Genomic DNA, 22573 nt, shown 5'->3' on the forward strand with positions numbered 1-22573 from the left:
GGTGCGACCGCCCATGAGCCTCTCGGTCAGGGTTCGGGTACCGTCGGCCGCAACCAGTTGTGGGAGGTAGGGGTGTCGTCAGACACTGATGAGCTGCAGGTCTGGATCGATCAGGACTTGTGCACCGGTGACGGACTCTGCGTCCAATACGCGCCGGAGGTCTTCGAGCTGGACATCGACGGCTTGGCGTATGTCAAGGACAATTCGGGCGAGTTGCTCCAAAATCCGGGCGTACGGACCTACGTACCGAAAAACTTGGTCCTCGAAGTCATCGATTCGGCCAAGGAGTGTCCCGGCGACTGCATCCACGTCGTCCGCACCCAGGATGACGTGGCAGTGGCCGGCCCGGACGCGCCTGAGTGACCGTGGGGGCCGCGTCCCGGCCCCTCGGTTCCGTCCCGGCTCAGAGAGTGGGGCGGCCCACCAGGGACGCGACCACCCGGGAGAATTCCTCCAGCCGGGCGATCTGCCCCGGCCCGCCGTCGTCGAGCGTCTTGCCGAAGCGCAGCGCGTCGTGGCGCATCGGCGCCCGCCCGTCCTCCTCGGCCAGGCCGGGCGGCGGCACCGCGTCGTCCACCGAGCTCAGCAGCAGGTAGACGTCGATGCTGTCGACCCGGGCCTGCCCGGTCGAGGTGCGGGTGAGCCGGCGCCGGCAGCCCACCTCGGTGATCGTGGAGAGCGGCACCACCCGCAGCGACGAGGTCATCGAGCCGACCGGGCCGTCACCGGGCGCCACGTCCTCGCCGTGCCAGAGCACCAGCCGGCTGCCGTCGCAGACGACGACCTCCTGCCACACCCCGTTCACCTCGTTGACGAAACGCTCCAGCGTGAAGCAGAGCACCGAGGCGCCGCGCAGCACCCCGAAGAGCGCCTCCAGGGCCACCTCGGGATCGCGCAGGTAGGCACGGGCCGCGGAGTCCAGATCCGGGTAGGGCGACCAGTCCGGGAACACCGCCGGCATCTCGTTGCTGCCGCCGAACGGTGGAGAACTCATTGCGCCCACTCCTGTCGTCCTCCCCATCGATGCCCCTGCCCGATGCCCCTGCGAAAAACTACCGGACTCGGCGAGCCCGGTCACTCCCCGGAGGTGTCCTCCTGCTCTTCGTGCTCGGCGACCTGGGCGGCGAGGGCGGCCTGGGCGGCACGCTTCAACGCGTACGCCTCGGCGCCCTTGCTCGGTTTGCGGCGGCGCGCCGGCGCGGTGACCCCGGGCGCGAGCTTGCGGGAGGACACCAGGAACGCGGTGTGGGCGATCATGCGGTGATCCGGTCGCACGGCCAGGCCCTCGGCGTGCCAGTCCCGGATCAGCGACTCCCAGGCGCGCGGCTCGGTCCAGCCGCCCCGCTCGCGCAGCGCCTCCACCAGCTCGGACAGCTGGGGCGTGGTGGCCACGTACCCGATGAAGACACCGCCGGGGATCAGCGACTTCTCCACCATGTCGAGCGCTTCCCACGGGGTCAGCATGTCGAGCACGATCCGGTCGAAACCCTCGATGCCGTTGTCCGCGACGTCACCGTCGTGCAGGTGCCACGCCGGGTGCGGGCCGCCGAAGAACGCCTCGACGTTCTTCCGGGCGATCGCCGCGAAATCCGGCCGCAGCTCGTAGCTGTGCACCTCGCCGGTCTCGCCGACCGCGCGCAGCAGCGAGCAGGTCAGCGCGCCCGAGCCGGCGCCCGCCTCGAGCACCTTCGCGCCCGGGAAGACGTCGCCCATCGCGACGATCTGCGCCGCGTCCTTCGGGTAGATCACCTGCGCGCCGCGCGGCATGGACAGCACGTAGTCGCTGAGCAGCGGGCGCAGCGCCAGGTACTGCGTGCCGCTGGTGGCGGTGATCACACTGCCGTCCGGCAGGCCGATGAGCTCGTCGTGCTCCAGCGCGCCGCGATGGGTGTGGAACGCCTTGCCGGGCTCCAGCACGATCGTGTGCATCCGGCCCTTCGGGTCGGTCAGCTGGACGCGGTCACCCACCCGGAACGGGCCGCGGTGGGCGGGAACGTGCTCGTCGACAGCGGTGGCCGGGGTCGTGGTCACTAACTCTTCTCTCACTTCAGGGTCTACATCAGGTGCGGTGCGCGGTGCGGCGTCCCGGTCGTGGCGCGCGCCTCGGCGTCAGGTCCGCTGCGCCCGCTTCGGCTCCAGGACCGCCGCGACGTCGGCGACCCGCAGGACGCCAACGACATCCTCGCCTGCCGTCACCAGGTACTGCGCACCCGGGTGGGCCTGCAGCGCCCGCACCACCTGCTCACCGGTGAGGCTCACCGGCAGGCTGGTCAGCGCGTCCCGCGAGCGGGAGACGCTCTCCACGCTCACCCAGGGCCGCCGGTCGACCGGCACGCGCTCGGCGGCGACCGGATCGACCAGAGCGGTGAGGGTACCCCCCGAGTCGGCGACGGCCAGCACCACGTCCGGCCGCGGGTCCTCGGCACGGCGCCGCTGCGCCTCACCCAGCGGCGTGCCCGCCGGCACCTTCAACAGGGGGCGCGCCATCCGGCCCAGATCGATCAGCGGGAACCGCCCGGTCATCCGGCCCAGCCGGATCGACTGCCCGGCGCCGTGCCACAGCGTCAGCGTGACGAGGAGCACGAAAACCACCCCGAAAAGAGTGAGCAGCCCGAGTTGGTACGCGCCCAGCACGGCCACCGCCGTGGCGAACGCCAGCACCCGGCCCGCCCAGCCGGCCACCACCGTCGCCCGGTTGCGGTCCTTCAGCAGCGCCCACATCGCCGCGCGCAGCGCCCGCCCGCCGTCCAGCGGCAGACCCGGCAACACGTTGAAGACCGCGACCAGCACGTTGCTGACCGCCAGCTGGAACGCGATCTGCCCGGGCACGGTGTCCTTCGCCAGCACCAGCGCCGCACCCGTCGCCACCCCGCCGAGCAGCAGCGACACCAGCGGACCGGCCAGCGAGACGGCCGCGTCCACCCGGGGCGTCGGGGCGTCCTTCTCCATCTCCGTCCAGCCGCTGAGCAGCTCGAGGGTGATCCGGCGCACGCCGATCCCGTTGCGGCGGGCGACCACCGCGTGCCCCAGCTCGTGCAGCAGCACCGAACCGAGCAGGCACACCACGAAACCCAGGCCGATGAGGTACGCCCAGGGCTGCCCCAGACCGAGCTCGGCGCTCGCATAGTTGCCGTAGACGACGGTCACCAGCAGCGCGAGCAGCACCATCGAGCCGTTGGCGTGCACCGGGATGCCGAGCACATGCCCCACCGGGCGGCCACGGGGCCCGGGCGTCGCGCTGTCCTCCATCCGTTCGATGCTACGGACCTGTCGAGTTCCGCGTGGATCTTGATTTCCCGGGCGAGGCGTCGCGGCGCTCCGGTCGACGGTTCGCGGCGGGTGTCCCGGCGGTTTCGTCGTACCCCTGCCCTAGCCTGGCTGGCATGACGGCGTTCTCTCCCCCACAGGCCTCGGCCTCCCCCGCCACCTCCGCCGGGCGCCCTGGCCTGGGCGACCGGCCGGCCGGGCCGTCGCTGTCCCCGTCGCGTGCCGCCGACTTCAAGACCTGCCCCCTGCTGTTCCGCTTCCGCACCATCGACAAGCTGCCCGAGCAGCCCTCCGCCGACCAGGTGCGGGGCACGCTCGTGCACGCGGTGCTGGAGCGTCTGTTCGACCTGCCCGCCGAGTCCCGCACCCCCGAGGCGGCGGCCGCGCTGGTCATGCCCGAGTGGGAGCGCCTGGTCGGCAACGAGCCGGAGCTTGCCGCGCTGTTCGCTCCCGGCGCGGCTCCCGCTTCGCCGCCAGCTTCCCACCCCCTTCGGGGTACGGTGCCGGCCACCGCCCCCGCCGGGCCGGCGCCCGCTGACACCGCCGGGCCGGCGCCCGCTGACACCGCCGGGCCGGCGCCCGGTGAGAGCGCCGGGGTGAGTCCGGCTGCGAGCGCCGGGGTGGCGCCCGCTGAGAGCGCCGGTGTGGGACACGCCACTGCGCTCGTTCGTGACCCCGCCGCGGTGGCCGCGGAGGCTGACGCGGCCGGGCAGCTCGCCCTCGTCGACGCTCCGGCGGGCGCCGAGGAGGCCGCCCGGCTGGCCGCGTTCCTCGGCAGTGCCCGGGAGCTGCTCACCGGTTACTTCGCGGTCGAGGACCCGCAGCGGCTGGAGCCCGCCGAGCGCGAGACCCTGGTCTCCACGACGATCGACGAGGAGCTGCTGATCCGCGGCTACATCGACCGTCTCGACGTCTCCCCCGCCGGCGACCTGCGCGTCGTCGACTACAAGACCGGTGGCGCGCCCCGCGAGGCGTTCGAGGGCCGGGCGTTGTTCCAGCTCAAGTTCTACGCCCTCGTCCTGTGGCGCACCCGCGGCGTGGTCCCGCGTGTCCTGCGCCTGCTCTACCTCAAGGATGCCGAGGTCCTCGACTACAGCCCGGACGCGGAAGAGCTGGAACGCTTCGAGCGCACCCTGATCGCCCTGTCCAACGCCGTCGAGCGCGCCAAGCGGGACCAGGACTTCCGCCCGAAGCCCAGCCGTCTCTGCGGCTGGTGCAGCCACCAGGCCTTCTGCCCCGAGTTCGGCGGCACCCCGCCGCCGTTCCCGACCGCCCCGAGCGTCGGCCCTCCCTCCGACGCGGAGCCGGACCGCCTCTCCACCCCGGACCGCCTCTCCACCCCGGACCGCCTCTCCACCCCGGACCGCCTCTCCACCCCGGTCGAACTCTCCGCTCCGGCCCGGAACGACGCCGTTGCCTGAGCACCCGCCGTCTGCGGCCCACGCCCGATCCGGCCCCGCCCGGAACGACACCGGCGGCCGCCCTGCCTCGTCCCGAGCCGTCCCTTCGCCGCCCTCCCCGCCCCGGGGCACATGGCGAGGTGGTGCGAGGCTGGGCCGGCCGATTCGGCGTGCCGGTTCCCGCTGGCTCTCGGCCGATGCGAGGCCGGGGCCGGGAACAGTGGGCGGGGGCGGGGCCCGGTGAAGCCGATCCGGTTGCTGCTCGCGGACGCCTCGGCGCTGCAACGGGCCGGCCTGCGGGCGGTCCTGGCCCAGAGCGGCGGCGGCGACCTGGTCATCGCCGGTGAGACCGGTGACGGCGGTGAGGCGGTCGACCTGGCCCGCCGGTTGCTTCCCGACGTGCTCGTCGCCGACGCGGCCCTGCCCCGGTCGGACGGCGCCGCGGTCGCGCGGGCGGTCACCGCCGCCCGGCTGCCCGTGCGGGTGCTGGTGATGACCGCCCGGGACAGCGACGACGAGCTGATCGAGATGATCGCCGCGGGCGCCACCGGGTACCTGTGCAAGGACGCCCCGCAGGACGAGCTCGTCACCACGATCCGCACCGTCGCGTCCGGCGGCGCGGTGATCACCCCGCGGGTGCTGGCCCGGGTGCTCCCCCGCTTCGTGGCGGCCGCCTCCGCCCCGGACACCGCCGTGACCGTCGACCTGAGTGCCCTGACCGGCCGCGAACGCGAGGTCCTGATCCACGTCGCCCGCGGCCACACCAACGCTGAGATCGCCGAGGCGTTGCAGGTCAGCGACACCACCGTGAAGACCCACGTCGGTCACATGCTGGGCAAGCTGCGCCTGCGCGACCGTACCCAGGCGGTGGTCCTCGCCTATGAGACAGGCCTGATCAAACCGGGCACCTGACCCCGATGGCGTCAGATTGCTCTTGCGTGACGTCACCCATGGCGTCATAGTGAGGTCATGGACCTGACGCCGTACCTGGAAGCGCTGCGCGCCGACCTCGCCGCCGTGGCCGCTCCCGGCGGCCCGGAGGTCAGCCGCGCCGCGGAGCTGCTGAGCAACTCACTGGAGCCGTCGGCGCGGCTGGCACTGCTCGAGGCGCTCTCGGACGCTGCCGCGGAGATCACCACCGGGCTGACCGACGCGACCGTCGAGGTGTGCCTGCGTGGCCGCGAAGCGGATCTCGTCGTCACGCGGATCCCGGCCCTCGACCCGCCGGCCGCCGTTTCCGTCCCGCCGCCATTGCCATCGTCCCCGTTGCCATGGCCGTCGTCGTCACCGTCGTCGCAGCCGCCGGCCGATGGTGGCGGTGATCTGGCCCGGCTGACCGTGCGGATGCCGGAATCACTGAAGACGCACGTCGAGCAGACCGCGGCCGCCGAGGGCGTCTCGGTCAACGCCTGGCTGGTCCGCACGGTCACCGCCGCCGTCACCGGCCGGCCCGCGACACCCCCGCCCCCGCCGCCTCCCGCGCCGCCGGGCGGTGCGGGGTGGTCCGCCAAGCGGGTCACCGGCTACTTCCAGGCCTGACCGGAAACGAGGAGCAGTTGATGTACGAGTTCGATCGCACCGAACCGGTCACCCTCGCCCTGCGCGCCGTGGCGGGCATCGTCGAGATCGACGCCGGCCGTGACGACACCGTCCGGGTCGAGGTCGTGCCGCTCGGCGACAGCCCGGCCGCACGCCAGACCGCGGAGAGCACCCGGGTCGTCCTGGACGGCGACACCCTGGTCGTGGCCGTGCCGTCGCCGGAGCGCTGGCGTCTGCGGCGCGCCCCGGCGCTGCGGATCACCGTCCGGGTCCCGGCGGGCAGCAGCGTGAGCGGCGACAGCTCAGCCGCCGAGGTGCGGGCCACCGGGCTGTTCCGCGACGTGCATCTCAAGCTCGCGTCGGCCGCCTGCCACCTCGGCGATCTGCTCGGCGACCTGCACCTGAGCTCGGCGAGCGGTGAGCTGTCGGTCGGCCGGGTGGCCGGCTCGGCGTACCTGAAAAGCGCCTCCGGCACGATCCGCACCGGTGACGTCATGGGTGACGTCACCGCGAAGACGGCGAGCGGTGACATCCGGATCGGGTCGGGTGGCGGCTCGGTGGACGCGGGGACGGCCAGCGGCCACGTCACGGTCGGCTCGCTGTGGCGGGGCAGGGCGCGGCTCCGGACCGCGTCGGGCGACATCACCGTCGGCATCGCCCCCGGCACGGGCGTGTGGCTGGACCTCAGCACCGTCGGCGGGGCCACCGTCACGGACCTGACATCGCACGGCGACAGCGTCCCGGTCACCACCGGCCTGCCGTCGCACGGGGACAGCGTCCCGGTCACCACCGGCCTGGACGTGAGGGCCCGTTCCGCGAGCGGCAACATCCGCATCCACCGGGCGTCCGCCCCAGGCCCGTATGCCGCCGGCACGGCGGCGCCGGCCGCGAACATGACAGCGTCGGACGCCGCCTGATGCCCGGCCTCACCGTGGCCCGGCACTTCCTGCCGGGCCTGGCCCGTTCGCTGATCCGGTCCGCGGCCACCGCGATCCCGGCCCGCTGCGAGCGGACCACGAACCAGGAAGACCTCGCCGCGCTAGGAGAACATGGCCGCCAGGAAGGGCACGTCGACGCCGGCCAGTGACTCCCGCAGCAGGATCCCGTCGTGCGAGGGCAACTCGACGTCGGACGGCACCGCCAGCACCCGCGCCCCGGCGGCGACCGCGCTGGCCACCCCGCTGGGCGAGTCCTCGATCGCCACGCACTCCGCGATCGGCACCCCGAGCAGCCCGGCCGCGGTCAGGTAGGGCTCCGGGTCGGGTTTCGCCCGCCGCACCTCGTCGCCGCAGACGAGCACGTCGAAGTTCTCCGCGCCCAGCGTCTTCAGCGCCACCTCGGCCAGCCGGCGAGCCGTCGAGGTGACGAGGGCCGTGGGCAGGCCGGCCTCCCGAACAGCGAGCAGCAGCTCCCGAGCGCCGGGCCGCCAGACGAGCCCCTCGGCGAAGAGCTCGGTGACCCGGTCGTGAATCCAGTCGACGTCAGGCGCGGAGGGCCGGTCGGGCTGGCCCATGTCGTCCCGGAAGATCGCCATGCTGACCGGCATGCTGGTGCCGACCATGGCTAGCCGCGCCTCCTCGGAGAGCTTGCCGCCGGCGCGAACCGCGAGCTCCTCCAGCGCGATGCCCCACAACTTCTCGCTGTCCACCAGCGTGCCGTCCATGTCGAAGAGCACCGCGGCCGGTCGTGTCGCGCTCAGCAGAATCTCCCCAGGTCAGTGCGGTAAAGCGCCATTCTCCGCCGACCGCGCCGCCAGAATCGAACCTTTGTCTCAGAGGTCACAGGCCTTCAGCGAGTCCTGATATCCGTTGGCGAACGCGTTGATCCGCTGCTCGGCGGTGCCGTGCGCGCCCTCCGCGAACCACGGCTGGCCGGGATCGTCGCCGACCGATTCCAGCCCGCGGGCCAGCTCGTCGGTGTCCCCCTTGTCGAGCGACAGCTGCCCGATGCGCGCCGAGTCGCCGATGAACGCGCCGGCCATGCAGTCGGCCTGCAGCTCCTGCTGGATCGTGAACTGCTTCTGGATGCCGAGCCGGGCCTGGATGCCGTGGGCGTATTCGTGGCCGAGCAGGTAGTAGACGAAGGCGTCACCGATCTGACCGAAGACCCCGAAGGCCCAGTTCACGTCGTACGCGATGAAATCCCCCGCCGAGCAGTAGGCGGCGTTGTTGCGGGGCAGCGCGTCCCGCCCGCAGTCCACCTCGCCGTCCCGCTCGTACGGGAAGACCTCGCGCACCGGCTGGAACCGCTGGCCCTCCTGAGCGAAGACACCCTTCCAGTACCGTTCGGCGACGGTCTGCGCGGACTTGATGTCGCGGGCGAACTCCTCGGGAGTGTCGGTGCCGTCGAGCTCGCCGGAGCTGGTGGTTGCGGGCGCCGGATCAGTGGGCTCGTCCGGGAGCGGCAGCCCACCGCAGCCCACGAGCAGCAGGAGTGCCAGGAGAGCGACGATTCGGGCACGCATGACGGACCTCCTGAAGGGCCGGGAGTTCCACGGTAGAGCGTCAATGCCCGCTACCACTCAGGGGCAACCCTGACGATGCCTACGTGACGTCCCCCAGTGATTTCTCAGCGTCGGCCTACGCCGCCGGACGGACGTCACCGGCGGTTTGCGCCGCGACACTGAGCAGGCCTGCCGGAGCACTGTGCCCGGCGGACCATTTCCTGGGGGAGACGAACGGTGACTGCGACGAATGGCGGCGGCCCGGTAGCGGCACGTGCGGACGAGATCTGGAAGGTCTACGGCACCGGCGAGGCCCGGGTCACCGCGCTGGCCGGGGTGAGCGCCGAGTTCGGGCGCGGCCGGTTCACGGCGATCATGGGCCCTTCCGGCAGCGGCAAGTCGACACTCATGCACTGCCTGGCCGGCCTGGACACGGTGGACAAGGGCACCGCGCACATCGGCGGCACCGAGATCAGCAAGCTGGGCGACAAGGCGCTGACCCGGCTGCGCCGCGACCGGATCGGCTTCATCTTCCAGCAGTTCAACCTGCTGCCGACGCTGAGCGCCGCGGAGAACATCAGGCTGCCGCTGGACATCGCCGGCCGCAAGCCCGATCCGCAGTGGTGGGACACCGTGATCGACACGGTCGGCCTGCGGGACCGCCTGTCGCATCGGCCGAGCCAGCTCTCCGGCGGCCAGCAGCAGCGGGTCGCCTGCGCCCGCGCGCTGGTCGGCCGCCCCGACGTGATCTTCGCGGACGAGCCGACCGGCAACCTGGACTCGCGGTCCGGCGCCGAGGTGCTGGGCTTCCTGCGCTCGTCGGTGCGCGAACACGGCCAGACGATCGTCATGGTCACCCACGACCCGGTCGCCGCGAGCTACGCCGACCGGGTGGTCTTCCTGGCCGACGGCAGCATCGTCGACGAGCTGGCGAACCCCACCGCGGAGACCGTTCTCGACACCATGAAGCGCCTGGACAAGCACGGCGACCCGGTGATGCTCTGATGCTGCGCGCCACGCTGAAGAGCCTGCTCGCCCGCAAGCTGCGCCTGATCCTCTCCGGTCTGGCCGTGGTGCTGGGCGTGATGTTCGTGTCCGGGTCCTTCGTGGTCACCGACACGCTCAACCGCACCTTCGACTCGATCTTCGCCGACGCCTTCGGCGCCACCGACGTCTCGGTCAGCGCCAAACCCAAGATCGCGGTCTCCGAGCTGGACGGTGAGGAGGTCGCCGCGCCACTGCCCGCCTCGGCGGTCGAGAAGATCAAGACGATTGCCGGCGTACGGGCGGCGACCGGTCGCATCGACGTCGACGGCGCTCGCGTGATCGGCAGCGACGGCAAGGTGCTCACGTCCCAGGGCCCGCCGCGACTGGGCGAGAACTGGACCGGCACCGACAGCCTGATGGAGATGCGCTCCGGCCGTGGCCCGTCGGCCGCCGGGGAGATCGCCGTCAACGCGAACACCGCCGAGCTGGCCGGCCTCACGATCGGCGACAAGGTGGGTGTGCTGACGCTGGAACCGAAGCAGCAGTTCACGCTCGTCGGCATCTGGGGCTACACCGGCGGGCGCGACAGCATCGGCGGCGTGCAGGAGGTCGCGTTCACCACCCCGGTCGCGCAGAAGCTGATGCTCGGCCAGGCGGACTCGTTCTCCTCGGTGACCGTCGACGCCGCCGACGGCGTGACCCCGGCGCAGCTGCGTGACCGGATCTCCGCCGCGATGGGCGCGGACTACCAGGTCAAGACCGGCGACCAGCTCGCGAAGGAGAGCGCGGACAGCATTCAGGAGGGACTCGCGTTCTTCAACCAGATCCTGCTCGGCTTCGCCGGGGTGGCGCTGTTCGTCGGCATCTTCCTGATCCTCAACACGTTCTCGATCATCGTGGCGCAGCGGACCAAGGAGCTGGCGCTGCTGCGGGCGATGGGCGCGAGCCGCAACCAGGTGATCGGATCGGTCCTGGTCGAGGCCGTGATGATCGGCTTGGTCGCGGCGGTGCTCGGCCTGGCCGCGGGCGTCGGGGCCGGCGCCGGGCTGGCCGCGCTGTTCGGTAAGTTCGCGGACCTGAAGCTCGCCTCGATCGGCGTGCCGCTCTCCGCGGTGATCAGCGCGTTCGTCGTCGGCCTGGTGGTGACCGTGGTGGCCGCGGTGCTGCCCGCGCTGCGCGCCTCCCGGATCGCGCCGGTCGCCGCGATGCAGGAGGTCAGCATCCCGGACCGGCCGCTCACCAAGCTCAGCGTGTTCGGCGGCGTGGTCCTCGCGGCCGGCGCGGCGACGCTCGGCACCGGCCTGTTCGCCGACCTGAGCGGCGACGCGACCCTGTGGTCGATCCTCGGTGGGGTGCTCGTCTCGTTCATCGGCGTCGCCCTGCTCACGCCGCTGATCAGCAAGCCCGTGATCAGCCTGCTCGGGCGGCTCTTCTCCTGGTCGCTGCCGGGCCGGCTGGGCCGGCTCAACTCGGGACGCAACCCGCGCCGGACAGCGATCACCGCGGCCGCGCTGATGGTCGGCATCGCGCTGGTCACCGGCGTCACCGTGGTCATGGACTCGGCCAAGAGCAGCCTCAAGGCGCAGGTGGCGGAGACCGTGAAGGCCCAGATCCTGATCAGCGGGGACCAGACCGGGGCGCGGCCGCCGACGTTCGACCCGGCGGTGATCGACAAGACGGCCGCGATGCCGGGCGTGCGGGCCGCGGCCGGGATGTGGAACGACCAGGTCCTGATCGACGGCAAGTCGCAGTACGTGACCGCGGCCAAGGACCTGAGCGTGCTCGCCGAGGCGTTCGGGACGACCGCGACGCCGCTGACCGGCAACCAGATCGCGATCGATCAGGCCGAGGCCGACGAGCAGCACTGGCAGGTCGGCCGGACGGTGACGATCCAGGGCGCACGGGGCGAGCCGCACACGTACACCGTCGCCCAGATCTTCGCGGAGAACGCGCTGCCCGGCAGCGTGATCCTGCCGGACGCGGCGATCAAGGACTTCGGGCTGACCCAGCCGGTCCTCGGGTTCGTCCGGCTCGACGACGGCGTCGCGGTCTCCACCGTGCTGCCGCAGGTCAAGCAGCTGCTCGCGGACAGTCCCGAGGTGTCGGCGACCGACGCGGCGACCTTCGCGAACGATCAGGCCGCGCAGTTCGACCAGGTGATCACGATGATTCAGATCCTGCTCGGCCTGGCGATCCTGATCGCGGTCCTCGGCGTGGTCAACACCCTGGCGCTGTCCGTCCTGGAACGCACCCGTGAGCTGGGACTGCTCCGCGCGGTCGGCCTCGGTCGGGCGCAGACCATGCGCATGATCACGGTCGAGGCGGTGGTGATCTCGGTCTTCGGGGCGCTGCTCGGCGTCGTGGTCGGCGCCGGCATGGGCACGGCCGTGACCCGCGCCCTGGAGAACGACGGCATCACCGAGCTGGTCCTCCCGTGGGGCCGGATGGGCACATACCTGGCGCTGGCCGCCCTGGTCGGCGTGGTCGCGGCGGTGGTCCCGGCCATCCGGGCAGCCCGCCTCAACGTCCTGGGCGCCATCGCCCACGACTGACCCCGCGACCGTGAGCACCAGCCGCACACCCAGCGCCCCGCGCGAGGCCGAACGAAGCCGAGCATTCGACGCGCGTCACGGTTCCCGGCTGGTGCTCACGGTTGTTATGAGGCACGAATACGACCGTGAGCACCAGCCGGCGATGCGGGAGCCGCGCGGGGAGGGTGAGTGGCAGCGGGGCGGCGAGCCCGGGGACGGCACCAACGCCGGATGGTCGCCGGGCGACCCGGTGGCCGGCGGGGGTCGCGAGATCGGACCAGGGGGTGGGCTGTGCTTCCGGGGGTGGGGCTCGGTCGTACCGTCGAAGGGGTTCAGGCTTTGAGGATCTTGTCCAGTTTGGTGAAGCTGGAACCCCAGCCCTCCTTGGCGCCGCCGGCCATCGCCTCCGGGAACGGGCTCTGCGTGAGGACCAGGCGGGTGCGGCCGGGCGGCTCGTCGAAGAGCTCGATGCGCATGACCATCTTGTCGGCGCCGAAGTCCGGGATGTGGCTGACGTTCTCCTCACCGACGAGCAGCTCGTTCTCGATCACCTCGGTGAAGGTGGCGTTGACCGGCGAGGACATCGACGGGTCGTCGTCGTTGACCATGGTGAAGGCCTGCTTGCCGCCGGGACGCGCGTCGATGTCGATCGAGTCGCGGGGCACCGACCAGCCGATCGGGCCGAACCACGCGGCGATCTGATCCGGGTCGGTGAAAGCGCGGTAGACCAGCTCACGGGGCGCGTCGAAAACGCGGGTGATGACGAGGTCGGTCATGGTTTCTCCTCCTGCAGGCGCTTGAGGTGGGCGTCGAGGCGTGCGAAGTTCTCGTCCCAGAACCGGCGGTACCGCTCCATCCACGCGGTGGCCTCGCGCAGCGGCCCGGCCTCGAGACGGCTGGAGCGCCACTGCGCGGAACGGCTGCGCGAGATGAGACCGGCGTTCTCCAGGACCTTGAGGTGACGAGAGATCGCCGGGAGGCTGATGTCGAACGGCTCGGCGAGCTCGGTGACGGTCGCCTCCCCCTCGGCGAGCCGGGCCAGGATGGCACGGCGCGTGGGGTCGGCGAGCGCCGCGAAGATCACGCTGAGCCGGTCGGTCATTTAACCCTCCCGTTAATTAACGGAGCGGTTAAGACCGTAGCCTTCCTCCGGGCGGACGTCAAACCTTCGACGGAATCCTGCGGTGAAGCTCAGCCAGGAGGACCTCGGGACCCGGGGACATCAGACCCACGTCGACGACGTACGACATCTCCTCGCCCCGATGACGCGTCCGCGGCGCGAAGCCCGGGCCGTCGATGACCCGCGCGTAGTCGGCACCGATCGGCGTCACCACGAGCTCGGTGAACGGCCCCCACCCGTGCAGGCCCACCGACGCGATCCCCGACCAGGGCAGATGCACGGCCTTGCGCCCGGTCGCGGCGAAGTCGATGCCGTGCACCGACGTGTGCAGCCAGCCCAGCCGCCGGTACAGCAACAGCAGCGGCACCGCTGCCGCGATCACCGGGACGATCATCGCGATCTCGACGTAGACGACGATGTCCGCGGGCTGTGGACGTGCCCCGAAGACGACCGCCATGACCAGGTAGACCGCGAGCATCGCGACCCACGCGGCAGCGACCACCCAGAGCACGGTGACGTAGAACATCGCGCGCGGCTGGATGAAGGACACCGTGTCGTCGGACGGTCCGAGCACCTGATCCACGTGGCTGGTCACCCTGGAGATTATGCTGGGTTATGCGGGGTTTCATGACGAAAACCGCTCACGACCCGGGGAGGGCCACGGCGCGGCCACCGGGTGCGGTTCCGGCCCCGCACGTAGGCTGTCTCCCATGACTGAGTTCGACGGCCTTCCGCTGCTCCGCTCCCCCGTGGCCATCGCCGCCTTCGAGGGCTGGAACGACGCTGCGGACGCTTCCACCGCGGCCGTGGAACACCTCGAGCAGGTCTGGGAGGCCCGTGAGGTCACCAGCATCGACCCCGAGGACTTCTACGACTTCCAGGTGAGCCGGCCCACGATCGCGATGGCCGAAGGGGAGACCCGCAAGATCGAGTGGCCGACCACCCGGTTCATGGTGGCCAGCCCGCCCGGCAGCGACCGGGACGTGGTGCTCATCCGGGGGATAGAGCCGAGCATGCGGTGGCGCACGTTCTGCGAGTCGGTGCTCGAGATCTGCCACAGCCTCGAGGTCAACCGGATCGTGCTGCTCGGGGCGCTGCTGGCGGACGTGCCGTACACGCGGCCGCTGCCGATCAGCGGGAGCGCCTCGGACAGCACCACCGCCGAGAAGTACGGCGTGGTGCCGACCCGCTACGACGGGCCCACCGGCATCGTCGGGGTGCTGCAGGAAGCGGCCACCCGCGCCGAGCTGGACGCGTTGTCGTTCTGGGTGCACGTGCCGCACTACGCGAACAACCCGCCCTGCCCGAAAGCGACGCTGGCCCTGCTCAGCCGGATCGAGGACGTGCTGGACCTGCCCGTTCCGATGGCCGACCTCGCCGAGCAGGCCGACGAGTGGGAGAAGCGGGTCCGGGTCGCCGCCGAGCAGGACGCCGAGCTCGGGGAGTATGTCCGGGAGCTCGAGGAGCGGGTGGGGGATGCGGGGATCCAGCCGCTGACCGGCGACGAGATCGCCAGCGAGTTCGAGAAGTACCTGCGGCGGCGGGGTGGATCGGCCGGCCCGACCGCCGGCTCCTGGTGAACGTCGCCTATCGGGGCCACCGGCGATGCCGGCGGCCCCGGTAGCGTCAGAAGCATTGACCGGTTGCCACCTGATCGAGGAAATTGTTCCAATCCCCGCGGGAGAAGCTCAGATGCGGCTGCCCCGGATTCTTGCTGTCCCGTACCAGAACGTCCTCCCCGCACAGGGCGATCTCGACGCAGGCGCTGTTCCCGCAGAAGGAACTCCTGCTCCACTCACTGCTATGAGTTTCCATCAGTGCAAACCTCTCTCATTGGTTCGAACCATGGCGAGACAGCCCTGCGTCCGGGTCATCTATGGGGACCCAGGCCCGTCCGCCACACTTCCTGCGCCGCCTCGGCCGACAATTGCGCGGCACGAGCCCGGATGACGTGAGCCGTCACGCCCTCGTCCATCGCCTCCGACCAGAACCGGTCGAAGTACCGGAGGAACACGGCCACTTCCGCACCGCCGTCCACGACCTCGTCCTGCAACAACCGCTCCCGGTAGAGAACGGTGTCCGCCGGATCATCGGGATCGAACTGGATCAGCGTGAAGCCACCCATCGTGCCGGCGAGAGCACCCCGGTCGAACGGGAGGATGCGGACCCGGACGTTGGGCCGCTCGGCCACCTCGACCAGGTCAAGGAACTGCTCCGCCGTGACCGACCGGTCACCGACCACCCGCCACAGCACCGACTCGTCCAGCATCAGCCGGAAATCGGGAACGGCCGCGTCACCGGTCACCCTTTCGCGACGCTGCGCACGTGCCCGGCGAATTGCTTGCGCCTGCTCGGCGTCCCGCTCCGGCTGCCAACCCTCGAGAATGGCCTCGGCGGTGCGCGGCGTCTGCAGACTGCCCGGCAGCACATGGGGCTGGAAGATCGTCATTCTGGTCGCTGCCGTCTCGAACTGAAGAAGGTGCCGCAAACCGGCCGGGATGAGCTCCCAATTGTGCTCCGCGGACCAGTAACGCTCACGCCGGGCGATCCGAGCGTCCTCGACGAGATCCGCCCACTCCTCGTCAGGGATCCGATAGTGCTCGAGCATCACTCGCAGGTCGTCCGGCGACACCGTGACCTCGCCCAGCTCGATCCGCTGCAGTTTGGACATCGACCATCCGAGCGCGCCGGCGACGGCTGCCTGGCTCTGGCCGCTCGCCTCCCGGGCCGCGCGCAGGGCGTTGCGGACCCGGCGCCGGGCCACGGCCGGCAGGCCTTCGGCGCTCATCCGGCCATCACCTCGTTCTGACGCCCGCCGTGCTGGCTGGGGCGCCCGCGATCGAGGCCCGCCCGCGTCACCGGAAACGGTGCTCCACGCCGGACTCGCGAGCACGTGAGACGGCCCGGCAGAACGCTGCGAAGACCTGCCTGTCGGACGACGAATACACCCGCACGACCCGGCCCTGATAGCACGCACGAAGCTGCCACACCTGCCGGGGCCGGGCGCGAAAGCAGGCCACTGCGACGAACACCTCGCCCACCACCACCGATGCCGCCAGCAGTCCCGAGACGTGGCCGATGACCGGTATTGTCATCGGAACGGCGACCAGTGAGGACACTCCCAGCAGCCGCACGCCGCCCTCGACGCCGCCACCCGGGACCACGATGTGCAGGCCGGAGAGATCGTGGTGCGGAAATCTGCGGACCGTGGACACTTTGACGTCGATCGACAGGTGATCGACGACTGCGTCGGATGCGCGATAGTAGACCGGCATGTGCCACCTCCACGCTGTACTGCCAGGCCAGTAACGGGATCAGCGTCACACCGGCCACGACGGCCGATCGCGGTCCCGTTGCCACCTGACTATCTAGCAGCCCGATCCCGATCACAAGGACGCCGACAGCTATATAGCTGATAGCGCGAAAACGTGACGATCGCATGGGCCGTCCGATGTTCCGGCGATGGTGACTTATGAGCCATAAGTCCCCAGCAACCGCGCCGCATCCTGGTCCTGACATGTTCATACCTGCTATATAGCAGATTAACCACCGCGGCCGCGTGCCGAACTGCAGAGCACCGGCACCAGAAGGCATCTGTCGGCGCGCCGCACCCCGACCCGTCACCCCAGTTCTGGCATCCTAGGAACCTAGCTGGAACGACAGCGGCGTGGAGGGTGCTGTGACGATCAATCCCGGAGCTGCCGAGTTTCCGCATCGGCAGATCGCGAACCAGTTGAAGGAACGGGTGCGCCGCCAGGAGTGGCAGCCCGGTGAGCGGCTGCCCTCGATCCCGGCCATCGCCGAGATGTTCGGGGTGGCGAAGCAGACGGTGCAGCGGGCCGTCGATCAGCTGCGGGTCGAGGGGGTGCTGATCACCAAACCCGGCTCCGGTACGTACGTCCGCGGCACCCGCCGCCGGCTGAACCGCCTGTCGCGGGGGCGGTACGGCTCGCACCGCGGTTACCACGCCGACCTCGCCGCGCGCTATCGCCAGCAGCTCGTCGGGGTGGGGCGTGAGGCCGCGCCGCCCGAGGTGGCCGACGCGTTCGGGGTGCGCGACGGCACCGAGATGCTGGTGCGGCGGCACATCGTGCGCACCGACGACGCGACAGTGGAGCTGGGCGCGTCCTGGTTCCGGGTGACCGACGCGACCGGGACGAGCCTGGAGCGCGCCGAGTCCTTCGGGCGCCCGCTCTACCAGGAGGCGGAGGAGGTGCTCGGGCGGCGTTACGCCAGTGCGACCGACACGATCACCGCGCGGCAGCCGAGCCGGGAGGAGGCGGAGATCCTGCATATCCGCCCGGACACCCCGGTGCTGCACCTGCTGCACGTCGCCTTCGACGAGACGCGCAAGCCGATCGAGGTGGCGCAGGCGACCTGGCCCGGGCCGATGACGACGCTGACCGAGGAGTACCGCATCCCGGGCCCGTCCCCGGAGCCCGACCCGGACCCGGGGCTGGCCCTCGCCTGAGCCGGGGCGGCCGGGCCCATCGCCGGCCGCGCTCTCGGTGACCCGGCGCAAGACCGGGACGGGAGGGGCGGGCGGTCACGGGCGGGCGGTCGGGCCGAGGAAGGTGGTCAGAGCGGCGACGAAGCGGTCCGGCTCCTCGAACATCGCGCGGTGACCGGCGCCCGGGATCGTGACCCGTTGCTTGGCCGGCGCGCGCAATCCCGCGTACCACTCGTCGAAGAGCACGCTCAGGCCGCGCATCTCGTTGCCGCCCTGGACGAAGTAGACCGGCACCTGCAGCTCCGGCACGTCCCGGCGCAGGTCGATGTCCTGCTCTCGCGGGTACAACGCGTCCCACGTGTCCATGATCGCGGTGAGCGTGTGCGCCTTCTGGAGCACTGTGTACTCCGGGCCGGCGATCTCCAGCGGGGCGGCCCGCTGGGCGTAGGCCTGGTTCTCGTACAGCATGAACGTCTCGTACTGCCAGAAGCTCCGGTACGGCGGCCGGCCCTGTCTCTCCAGCTTGCCGGCCACGTCGGTCTTCCCGTTCGCCCGGGCCCAGGCCAGGATGTCGTCGTAGAAGAGCTGGTCGCTGGCCTCGACGTCGACGGCCTGACCGGTGCCGACATACGCCGAGAACTTCTCCGGGTGCTGGTGGGCCGCGAGGGCGCCGAGCAGCGAGCCGCCCGAGTGCGCCAGCAGGACGATCTTGTCGTGCCGGAACCGCGAGCGCAGGTAGTCGGTGACGGCCAGGATGTCCGCCACGTTCTCCGCGGGGGTCATCGTGGACGTCGGGTCGAGCGCCGCATACGACGCGCCACCGCCCCGGCGGTCGAGCGTGGCCACGACGAAGTGGGACTCCAGGGCCGCGAGGTGGGCCCGCATCGCGCCGGTCTCCGAGCCGCCGGGTGCGCCAGGGACGAAGAGCAGCACCGGCCTGGCCGGATCGCGGCCGCGGATCATCAGGCCGAGGTGGTGACCTCCCACGTCGACGTGGGCCAGCTCGGCGACACCACCGGGGATCGCCTCGGTCCGGGCGGGGACGGCGACCGCCGCCGTGACCAGGGCGAGCGCCACCGTCCCGACGCCGGCGAGGACGCGACTGCGGCGGCGGCGGCCACACCCGTACGCCGCGGCGAGCGCCATCGGGAGCACCGACAGCAGGCCGTGCACGCCCCGCCCGGTGACCAGGGCGACAGCGCCGAACAGACTGGGGTGCGGTGGATCGACCGAGGGACCGGAGACGCTCAGCCGGCAGAGTTCGAGGCTCACGACGTACGCCAAAGGGGTCAGAAGGACAGCCCGGCGTGAGCGCAGCAGGCGCCCGGCGCCGAAGCCCAGGCCGGCGCTGATCGCGATCGACCAGAGCGCCTCTGCGTTGGTCAGTGGGCCGCGAGGGGTCCAGAAGGCGACGGCGGCGCCCCAGGCCGCGGCCAGGAGCAGCACGGTCAGGAGGCGTGGCCGGAGGTGGCGGGTGATCGCGGGAATCGGCATGCGGCGAGACTCCTCCACGAAGGACGGCCGCCGCACCGGCCGGAAGAACTGTTTCCGAACCCTACTTTGGAAGGGTGCCGGGCCCTCGGCGGCGACCTAGGCTCGGCGGCATGCTTCTCCTTCTGCTGGTGCCCGAGCCCGGCAGCCCCCGGGCCGTTCTGCGGGACCGGCTGGCCGACGCCATCGCGATCGTCCTCGCGCTGTTGTACGGGGTGACGATGATGCTGATCGGTGACGCGACCCGGCCCGGCGCGGCGATCCCGTGGCCGGCCGATCTGGCCCTGGGTGTGGCGGGCGCCGCCGCGCTCCTGGTCCGCCGGCGACATCCGCTGGCCCTCCTCGTGGCGCTGCTCCCGTTCGGGGCCGTCTCGGTTACCGTGACCGGGCCGATCCTGGTGGCGCTGTTCACCGCCGCGATCCGGCTGCGCTTCCCGCTGCTGCTCCTGCTCGGCGCGGGCAACGTGGTCACCGGAGGCATCTACTACCTGCTGCAGGACCGGCCGGTCTACGACGTGTGGGTCGACTTCGTGGTCCGTGGCGTGATCACCACGGCGGCGCTGGGCTGGGGGTCGTTCGTGCGGGCCTACCGGCAGTTGACCACCTCGCTGCGCGAGCACGCCGCGCGCCTGGAGGCCGAGCAGCACCTGCGGGAGGAGCAGGCGAGACTCGCCGAGCGGGCGCGGATCGCCCGGGAGACGCACGACGTGCTGGCCCATCGGATGTCGCTGATCAGCCTGCACGCGGGGGCGCTCGAGGTGCGCGGGTCGCTGCCGCCGGAGGAGCTGTCGCTGGCGGCGGGCGCGATCCGCACGAGCGCGCACGAGGCGCTGGAGGAGTTGCGCTCGGTGCTCGGGGTGCCGCGGGGGCGCCCCGAGCCGCCCCAGCCCGGGCTCGCCGACGTGGGCGACCTGGTGGCGAGCGTGCGGGCGGCCGGGATGACGGTCGGGTTCGACAGCGCGGTGCCGGTCGACGGGCCGCCGGTGGTGCTCGGCCGGACGGCCTATCGGATCGTGCAGGAGGGTTTGACGAACGCGCGCAAGCACGGATCGGACGCGGCGGCGACGGTGTGCCTGCAGGGCGCCGCGGGTCAGGGCCTGCACATCACGATCAGCAATCCCTTTCGCCGTACGGGGGATGTCGTCCCGTCCGGCAGCGGACGCGGCCTGGTCGGCATCGGCGAGCGGGTGAGCCTGGCCGGTGGGAGTGTCCGCTACGGCCCGGTCGACGGCGTCTTCCGGTTGGAGGCGGAGCTGCCATGGCCGGCCTGAACGACGCTGATTCCGGCGTGGGGCCGGGCATCGGTCACACCGCCCCGGACAGCGGATCGGATGACAGCGCCGGCGGCGGGAGTGCGCGGCGCCCCGTCCGGCTGGCGATCGTGGACGATGACGCGCTGGTGCGGGCCGGGCTGCGGATCCTGGTCGGCGGGTCACCGGACATCGAGGTGGTGGCCGAGGCCGGGGACGGTGACCAGGCGGTCCGGGTCGCCGCGGCGCACTGGCCGGACGTGATGCTGATGGACGTGCGCATGCCGCGGGTCGACGGGCTGGTCGCCACCCGGCGCATCCGGGAGCGGGCGGAGGCGCCTCAGATCATCATGCTGACCACGTTCGACGCGGACGACTACGTGCTGGAGGCGTTGCGCGGCGGGGCCAGCGGTTACCTGCTCAAAGACACGCCACCGCTGGAGATCCTGGCGGCGGTGCGGGCCGTGGCCGCGGGCAGGGCGATCCTCTCCCCCAGCGCGGTCCGGCGGCTGATCGACCATGTGGCCGATCCGGCAGCGGGCACCCGGCGGGCGCGGGCGCAGACCAGGTTGACCGCGCTCACCGAGCGGGAGACCCAGGTGGCGGTGCTGGTCGGCCGCGGGTGTTCGAACGCGGAGATCGCCGCGGAACTCGTGATGAGCCTGCCGACGGCGAAGGGACACGTCTCCCGGCTGCTGACCAAGCTGGACCTGAACAACCGGGTGCAGATCGCCCTGCTGGTCCACGATGCCGAGCTGCTGTGAGAGTCACGATGCCGAGTCGCTGCGAGCACGTGCGACCGTGGCGGCGGCCGACCGGCGGCAGGCGGTGAAGCCCGGGTCAGCCGGGAGGCTGGGCTCAGCCGTGGAGATGCCGGCGCACCGCGGCGGTGGTCCGTGCTTCGTCGCCGGTGGCCAGCAGGTCGATCAGCGCCCCTCGGAGGACGGCGAGCAGGGCGGTGCGGCGGGTCAGGCCCTCCGGCGTGTCGCGCTCGGACTCGGGCTGGGCGGTGGCGAGCACGTCGAGCCAGTCGGTGACCGTGGTGGCGGCGAAGTTCGCCCAGGGCCCGCCGGGGTCGAGCAGCGAACGGGCGTACGCCTCGAGCCAGAGGATCAACAGCGGACGGTGAGCGGGATCGCTCAGCCAGGTCCAGACGTGCTCGCCTGCGGCCGGCAGGCCGGACGGCGCCGGCGTCCCCTCGCGCAGTCGGCGGAGCAGGGCGATCTCCTCCTCGCGGGCGCGGGCCAGCAACGCCCGGACCAGTCCGTCCTTGCTGCCGAAGAGGAACAGCAGCACGCGGGGGCTGGAGCCGATCTCCGCGGCGAGCGGTCGCAGCGACAACTCGGTGAGGCCGTTGCGGCGCACGTAGGCGTAGGCGAGCTCGAGAAGCTCGGTCCGGCGTGCCGAGGGTGCCGTCGTGGTGTCCGCCATCGGGTTAGTATCCGACTGAAACGAGTGTTTCAGTTGCGGAGGCGGTGTGATGGACGTGGCGATCCGGCAACTCGGGCAGCCCGGCGACGTGGGCTGGGTGGTGCAGGCGCACGGCGAGGTCTACGCCGAGGAGTACGGGTGGGACACCAGCTTCGAAGCGCTGGTCGCGCGGATCATGGCGGACTACGCCGCGGAGCACGACCCGGCGCGGGAGGCCGGCTGGATCGCGGAGACGGACGGACGGCGGGCCGGGAGCGTGCTCTGCGTGGCCGGGGACGAGCCGGGCACGGCGGTGCTGCGCGTGCTGCTGGTGCACCCGTCGGCTCGAGGCCTCGGGCTGGGCGGGCGGCTGGTCGACGAGTGCCTGGCGTTCGCCGCGGGCGCGGGGTACGAGCGGATGCGGTTGTGGACCACCGACCCCCTGACCAGGGCACGGCAGGTGTACCTGCGGCGGGGATTCGCGCTGATCCGGGAGGAGCCGCAGCGCGCGTTCGGGGCGGATCTGGTGGGGCAGACGTATCTGCGGGAGTTCGCCACCGCCGGTCAGCGGCTCACCCGGGCCGCGCAAAGCCCCGGGAAAGCCCAGACCCGAGGAGCCTCGCGGCTACCTCGGGTCTGTGATCAGCTACCGCTCAACCCGTCATGACCGGTGAGCGATCACCAC

26 protein-coding genes are annotated in these 22573 nt (G+C 71.6%); 13 read left to right on the plus strand and 13 right to left on the minus strand.

Translation table 11 applies throughout. The features are described from left to right. The first annotated feature begins 72 nt into the window (after positions 1–72). On the plus strand, positions 73–363 hold the full coding sequence (locus Acy02nite_RS02975) for a ferredoxin (protein ID WP_203738204.1): 291 nt from the start codon (positions 73–75) through the stop codon (positions 361–363). A gap of 40 nt (positions 364–403) precedes the next feature. Here Acy02nite_RS02975 and Acy02nite_RS02980 read toward each other — a convergent pair whose 3' ends face one another. The 3 genes from Acy02nite_RS02980 to Acy02nite_RS02990 form a co-directional block, all read right to left on the minus strand. Next, positions 404–994: a hypothetical protein gene (locus Acy02nite_RS02980; protein WP_203738205.1), complete on the minus strand. Its 591-nt coding sequence runs from the start codon at positions 992–994 to the stop codon at positions 404–406. A gap of 80 nt (positions 995–1074) precedes the next feature. Beyond that, positions 1075–2031: a tRNA (adenine-N1)-methyltransferase gene (locus Acy02nite_RS02985; RefSeq protein WP_203738206.1), complete on the minus strand. Its 957-nt coding sequence runs from the start codon at positions 2029–2031 to the stop codon at positions 1075–1077. Positions 2032–2109: 78 nt separating this feature from the next. Continuing rightward, complete coding sequence (locus Acy02nite_RS02990) at positions 2110–3258, minus strand: site-2 protease family protein (protein WP_425548180.1); 1149 nt, start codon at positions 3256–3258, stop codon at positions 2110–2112. 125 nt (positions 3259–3383) lie between these two features. Here Acy02nite_RS02990 and Acy02nite_RS02995 point away from each other — a divergent pair, with 125 nt between their 5' ends. The 5 genes from Acy02nite_RS02995 (at position 3384) to Acy02nite_RS03015 (ending at position 7293) form a co-directional block, all read left to right on the plus strand. Continuing rightward, entirely contained in the window at positions 3384–4688 is a 1305-nt protein-coding gene (locus tag Acy02nite_RS02995) for a RecB family exonuclease (protein ID WP_425548178.1), read from the plus strand. 219 nt (positions 4689–4907) lie between these two features. Beyond that, entirely contained in the window at positions 4908–5579 is a 672-nt protein-coding gene (locus Acy02nite_RS03000) for a LuxR C-terminal-related transcriptional regulator (RefSeq protein WP_239174137.1), read from the plus strand. A gap of 57 nt (positions 5580–5636) precedes the next feature. Further along, positions 5637–6206, plus strand: coding sequence for a hypothetical protein (locus Acy02nite_RS03005; RefSeq protein ID WP_239174138.1), 570 nt, complete (start codon positions 5637–5639; stop codon positions 6204–6206). A gap of 20 nt (positions 6207–6226) precedes the next feature. Next, positions 6227–7123, plus strand: a complete 897-nt coding sequence (locus tag Acy02nite_RS03010; protein ID WP_203738209.1) for a DUF4097 family beta strand repeat-containing protein — start codon at positions 6227–6229, stop codon at positions 7121–7123. Next, positions 7123–7293 (plus strand): hypothetical protein, encoded by a 171-nt coding sequence (locus Acy02nite_RS03015; RefSeq protein ID WP_203738210.1) that lies wholly within the window; start codon positions 7123–7125, stop codon positions 7291–7293. The genes Acy02nite_RS03010 and Acy02nite_RS03015 overlap by 1 nt, the downstream gene beginning before the upstream one ends. On the opposite strand, the gene Acy02nite_RS03020 is transcribed toward Acy02nite_RS03015, so the two are convergent. Next, on the minus strand, positions 7246–7881 hold the full coding sequence (locus tag Acy02nite_RS03020) for an HAD family hydrolase (RefSeq protein ID WP_264653231.1): 636 nt from the start codon (positions 7879–7881) through the stop codon (positions 7246–7248). The genes Acy02nite_RS03015 and Acy02nite_RS03020 overlap by 48 nt on opposite strands. 96 nt (positions 7882–7977) lie before the next feature. Beyond that, positions 7978–8670, minus strand: a complete 693-nt coding sequence (locus tag Acy02nite_RS03025) for a neutral zinc metallopeptidase (RefSeq protein ID WP_203738211.1) — start codon at positions 8668–8670, stop codon at positions 7978–7980. A gap of 216 nt (positions 8671–8886) precedes the next feature. Here Acy02nite_RS03025 and Acy02nite_RS03030 point away from each other — a divergent pair, with 216 nt between their 5' ends. Both Acy02nite_RS03030 and Acy02nite_RS03035 read left to right on the plus strand, forming a co-directional pair. Next, entirely contained in the window at positions 8887–9654 is a 768-nt protein-coding gene (locus tag Acy02nite_RS03030; RefSeq protein ID WP_203738212.1) for an ABC transporter ATP-binding protein, read from the plus strand. Further along, a complete protein-coding gene (locus Acy02nite_RS03035) occupies positions 9654–12188 on the plus strand; it encodes an ABC transporter permease (protein ID WP_203738213.1) in 2535 nt (844 codons plus the stop codon). The genes Acy02nite_RS03030 and Acy02nite_RS03035 overlap by 1 nt, the downstream gene beginning before the upstream one ends. A 311-nt stretch (positions 12189–12499) precedes the next feature. Here the strand turns inward: Acy02nite_RS03035 and Acy02nite_RS03040 are convergent, their stop codons facing one another. Genes Acy02nite_RS03040 through Acy02nite_RS03050 form a run of 3 tightly spaced genes read right to left on the minus strand, consistent with a single transcriptional unit; the run spans position 12500 to position 13882 of the window. Further along, positions 12500–12943: an SRPBCC family protein gene (locus tag Acy02nite_RS03040; RefSeq protein WP_203738214.1), complete on the minus strand. Its 444-nt coding sequence runs from the start codon at positions 12941–12943 to the stop codon at positions 12500–12502. Continuing rightward, positions 12940–13269 carry an ArsR/SmtB family transcription factor gene (locus tag Acy02nite_RS03045; RefSeq protein ID WP_203738215.1) on the minus strand — a complete coding sequence of 110 codons (330 nt, stop codon included), beginning with the start codon at positions 13267–13269 and terminating at the stop codon, positions 12940–12942. The genes Acy02nite_RS03040 and Acy02nite_RS03045 overlap by 4 nt, the downstream gene beginning before the upstream one ends. A 58-nt stretch (positions 13270–13327) precedes the next feature. After that, positions 13328–13882 (minus strand): hypothetical protein, encoded by a 555-nt coding sequence (locus tag Acy02nite_RS03050; RefSeq protein WP_239174140.1) that lies wholly within the window; start codon positions 13880–13882, stop codon positions 13328–13330. A gap of 115 nt (positions 13883–13997) precedes the next feature. Between Acy02nite_RS03050 and Acy02nite_RS03055 the strand changes: the two genes are divergently transcribed. Then, positions 13998–14867, plus strand: coding sequence for a PAC2 family protein (locus Acy02nite_RS03055; protein WP_203738216.1), 870 nt, complete (start codon positions 13998–14000; stop codon positions 14865–14867). A 46-nt stretch (positions 14868–14913) separates the two neighbouring features. On the opposite strand, the gene Acy02nite_RS03060 is transcribed toward Acy02nite_RS03055, so the two are convergent. The 3 genes from Acy02nite_RS03060 to Acy02nite_RS03070 form a co-directional block, all read right to left on the minus strand. Further along, positions 14914–15102, minus strand: a complete 189-nt coding sequence (locus Acy02nite_RS03060; protein WP_203738217.1) for a DUF397 domain-containing protein — start codon at positions 15100–15102, stop codon at positions 14914–14916. Positions 15103–15157: 55 nt separating this feature from the next. Continuing rightward, positions 15158–16075, minus strand: a complete 918-nt coding sequence (locus Acy02nite_RS03065; RefSeq protein ID WP_203738218.1) for a helix-turn-helix domain-containing protein — start codon at positions 16073–16075, stop codon at positions 15158–15160. A 67-nt stretch (positions 16076–16142) separates the two neighbouring features. After that, positions 16143–16562, minus strand: coding sequence for a DUF6232 family protein (locus Acy02nite_RS03070; protein WP_203738219.1), 420 nt, complete (start codon positions 16560–16562; stop codon positions 16143–16145). Between the two features lie 404 nt (positions 16563–16966). Here Acy02nite_RS03070 and Acy02nite_RS03075 point away from each other — a divergent pair, with 404 nt between their 5' ends. After that, positions 16967–17758 carry a GntR family transcriptional regulator gene (locus Acy02nite_RS03075; protein ID WP_203738220.1) on the plus strand — a complete coding sequence of 264 codons (792 nt, stop codon included), beginning with the start codon at positions 16967–16969 and terminating at the stop codon, positions 17756–17758. A gap of 75 nt (positions 17759–17833) precedes the next feature. Here the strand turns inward: Acy02nite_RS03075 and Acy02nite_RS03080 are convergent, their stop codons facing one another. Beyond that, positions 17834–19231, minus strand: coding sequence for an alpha/beta fold hydrolase (locus Acy02nite_RS03080; protein WP_203738221.1), 1398 nt, complete (start codon positions 19229–19231; stop codon positions 17834–17836). A 110-nt stretch (positions 19232–19341) separates the two neighbouring features. On the opposite strand from Acy02nite_RS03080, the gene Acy02nite_RS03085 reads away from it, so the two are divergent. Together Acy02nite_RS03085 and Acy02nite_RS03090 are read left to right on the plus strand one after the other, a co-directional pair. Then, entirely contained in the window at positions 19342–20499 is a 1158-nt protein-coding gene (locus Acy02nite_RS03085; RefSeq protein ID WP_203738222.1) for a sensor histidine kinase, read from the plus strand. Next, on the plus strand, positions 20487–21242 hold the full coding sequence (locus Acy02nite_RS03090; protein ID WP_203738223.1) for a response regulator: 756 nt from the start codon (positions 20487–20489) through the stop codon (positions 21240–21242). Before Acy02nite_RS03085 ends, Acy02nite_RS03090 begins: the two co-directional genes overlap by 13 nt. A 94-nt stretch (positions 21243–21336) precedes the next feature. On the opposite strand, the gene Acy02nite_RS03095 is transcribed toward Acy02nite_RS03090, so the two are convergent. Next, entirely contained in the window at positions 21337–21909 is a 573-nt protein-coding gene (locus tag Acy02nite_RS03095) for a TetR/AcrR family transcriptional regulator (protein ID WP_203738224.1), read from the minus strand. A 49-nt stretch (positions 21910–21958) separates the two neighbouring features. On the opposite strand from Acy02nite_RS03095, the gene Acy02nite_RS03100 reads away from it, so the two are divergent. Then, positions 21959–22555, plus strand: a complete 597-nt coding sequence (locus Acy02nite_RS03100; RefSeq protein ID WP_203738225.1) for a GNAT family N-acetyltransferase — start codon at positions 21959–21961, stop codon at positions 22553–22555. The last annotated feature ends 18 nt before the right edge of the window (positions 22556–22573 follow it).

The organism is Actinoplanes cyaneus (assembly GCF_016862095.1).
Classification (GTDB): domain Bacteria; phylum Actinomycetota; class Actinomycetes; order Mycobacteriales; family Micromonosporaceae; genus Actinoplanes; species Actinoplanes cyaneus.

Bases quoted from the DNA above. Each gene is read 5' to 3' on its own strand.
- Acy02nite_RS02980 (WP_203738205.1), bottom strand. From the start codon at position 994: ATGAGTTCTCCACCGTTCGGCGGCAGCAACGAGATGCCGGCGGTGTTC.
- Acy02nite_RS02995 (WP_425548178.1), top strand. From the start codon at position 3,384: ATGACGGCGTTCTCTCCCCCACAGGCCTCGGCCTCCCCCGCCACCTCC.
- Acy02nite_RS03005 (WP_239174138.1), top strand. From the start codon at position 5,637: ATGGACCTGACGCCGTACCTGGAAGCGCTGCGCGCCGACCTCGCCGCC.
- Acy02nite_RS03010 (WP_203738209.1), top strand. From the start codon at position 6,227: ATGTACGAGTTCGATCGCACCGAACCGGTCACCCTCGCCCTGCGCGCC.
- Acy02nite_RS03015 (WP_203738210.1), top strand. From the start codon at position 7,123: ATGCCCGGCCTCACCGTGGCCCGGCACTTCCTGCCGGGCCTGGCCCGT.
- Acy02nite_RS03025 (WP_203738211.1), bottom strand. From the start codon at position 8,670: ATGCGTGCCCGAATCGTCGCTCTCCTGGCACTCCTGCTGCTCGTGGGC.
- Acy02nite_RS03035 (WP_203738213.1), top strand. From the start codon at position 9,654: ATGCTGCGCGCCACGCTGAAGAGCCTGCTCGCCCGCAAGCTGCGCCTG.
- Acy02nite_RS03040 (WP_203738214.1), bottom strand. From the start codon at position 12,943: ATGACCGACCTCGTCATCACCCGCGTTTTCGACGCGCCCCGTGAGCTG.
- Acy02nite_RS03045 (WP_203738215.1), bottom strand. From the start codon at position 13,269: ATGACCGACCGGCTCAGCGTGATCTTCGCGGCGCTCGCCGACCCCACG.
- Acy02nite_RS03055 (WP_203738216.1), top strand. From the start codon at position 13,998: ATGACTGAGTTCGACGGCCTTCCGCTGCTCCGCTCCCCCGTGGCCATC.
- Acy02nite_RS03060 (WP_203738217.1), bottom strand. From the start codon at position 15,102: ATGGAAACTCATAGCAGTGAGTGGAGCAGGAGTTCCTTCTGCGGGAAC.
- Acy02nite_RS03065 (WP_203738218.1), bottom strand. From the start codon at position 16,075: ATGAGCGCCGAAGGCCTGCCGGCCGTGGCCCGGCGCCGGGTCCGCAAC.
- Acy02nite_RS03070 (WP_203738219.1), bottom strand. From the start codon at position 16,562: ATGCCGGTCTACTATCGCGCATCCGACGCAGTCGTCGATCACCTGTCG.
- Acy02nite_RS03080 (WP_203738221.1), bottom strand. From the start codon at position 19,231: ATGCCGATTCCCGCGATCACCCGCCACCTCCGGCCACGCCTCCTGACC.
- Acy02nite_RS03085 (WP_203738222.1), top strand. From the start codon at position 19,342: ATGCTTCTCCTTCTGCTGGTGCCCGAGCCCGGCAGCCCCCGGGCCGTT.
- Acy02nite_RS03090 (WP_203738223.1), top strand. From the start codon at position 20,487: ATGGCCGGCCTGAACGACGCTGATTCCGGCGTGGGGCCGGGCATCGGT.
- Acy02nite_RS03095 (WP_203738224.1), bottom strand. From the start codon at position 21,909: ATGGCGGACACCACGACGGCACCCTCGGCACGCCGGACCGAGCTTCTC.
- Acy02nite_RS03100 (WP_203738225.1), top strand. From the start codon at position 21,959: ATGGACGTGGCGATCCGGCAACTCGGGCAGCCCGGCGACGTGGGCTGG.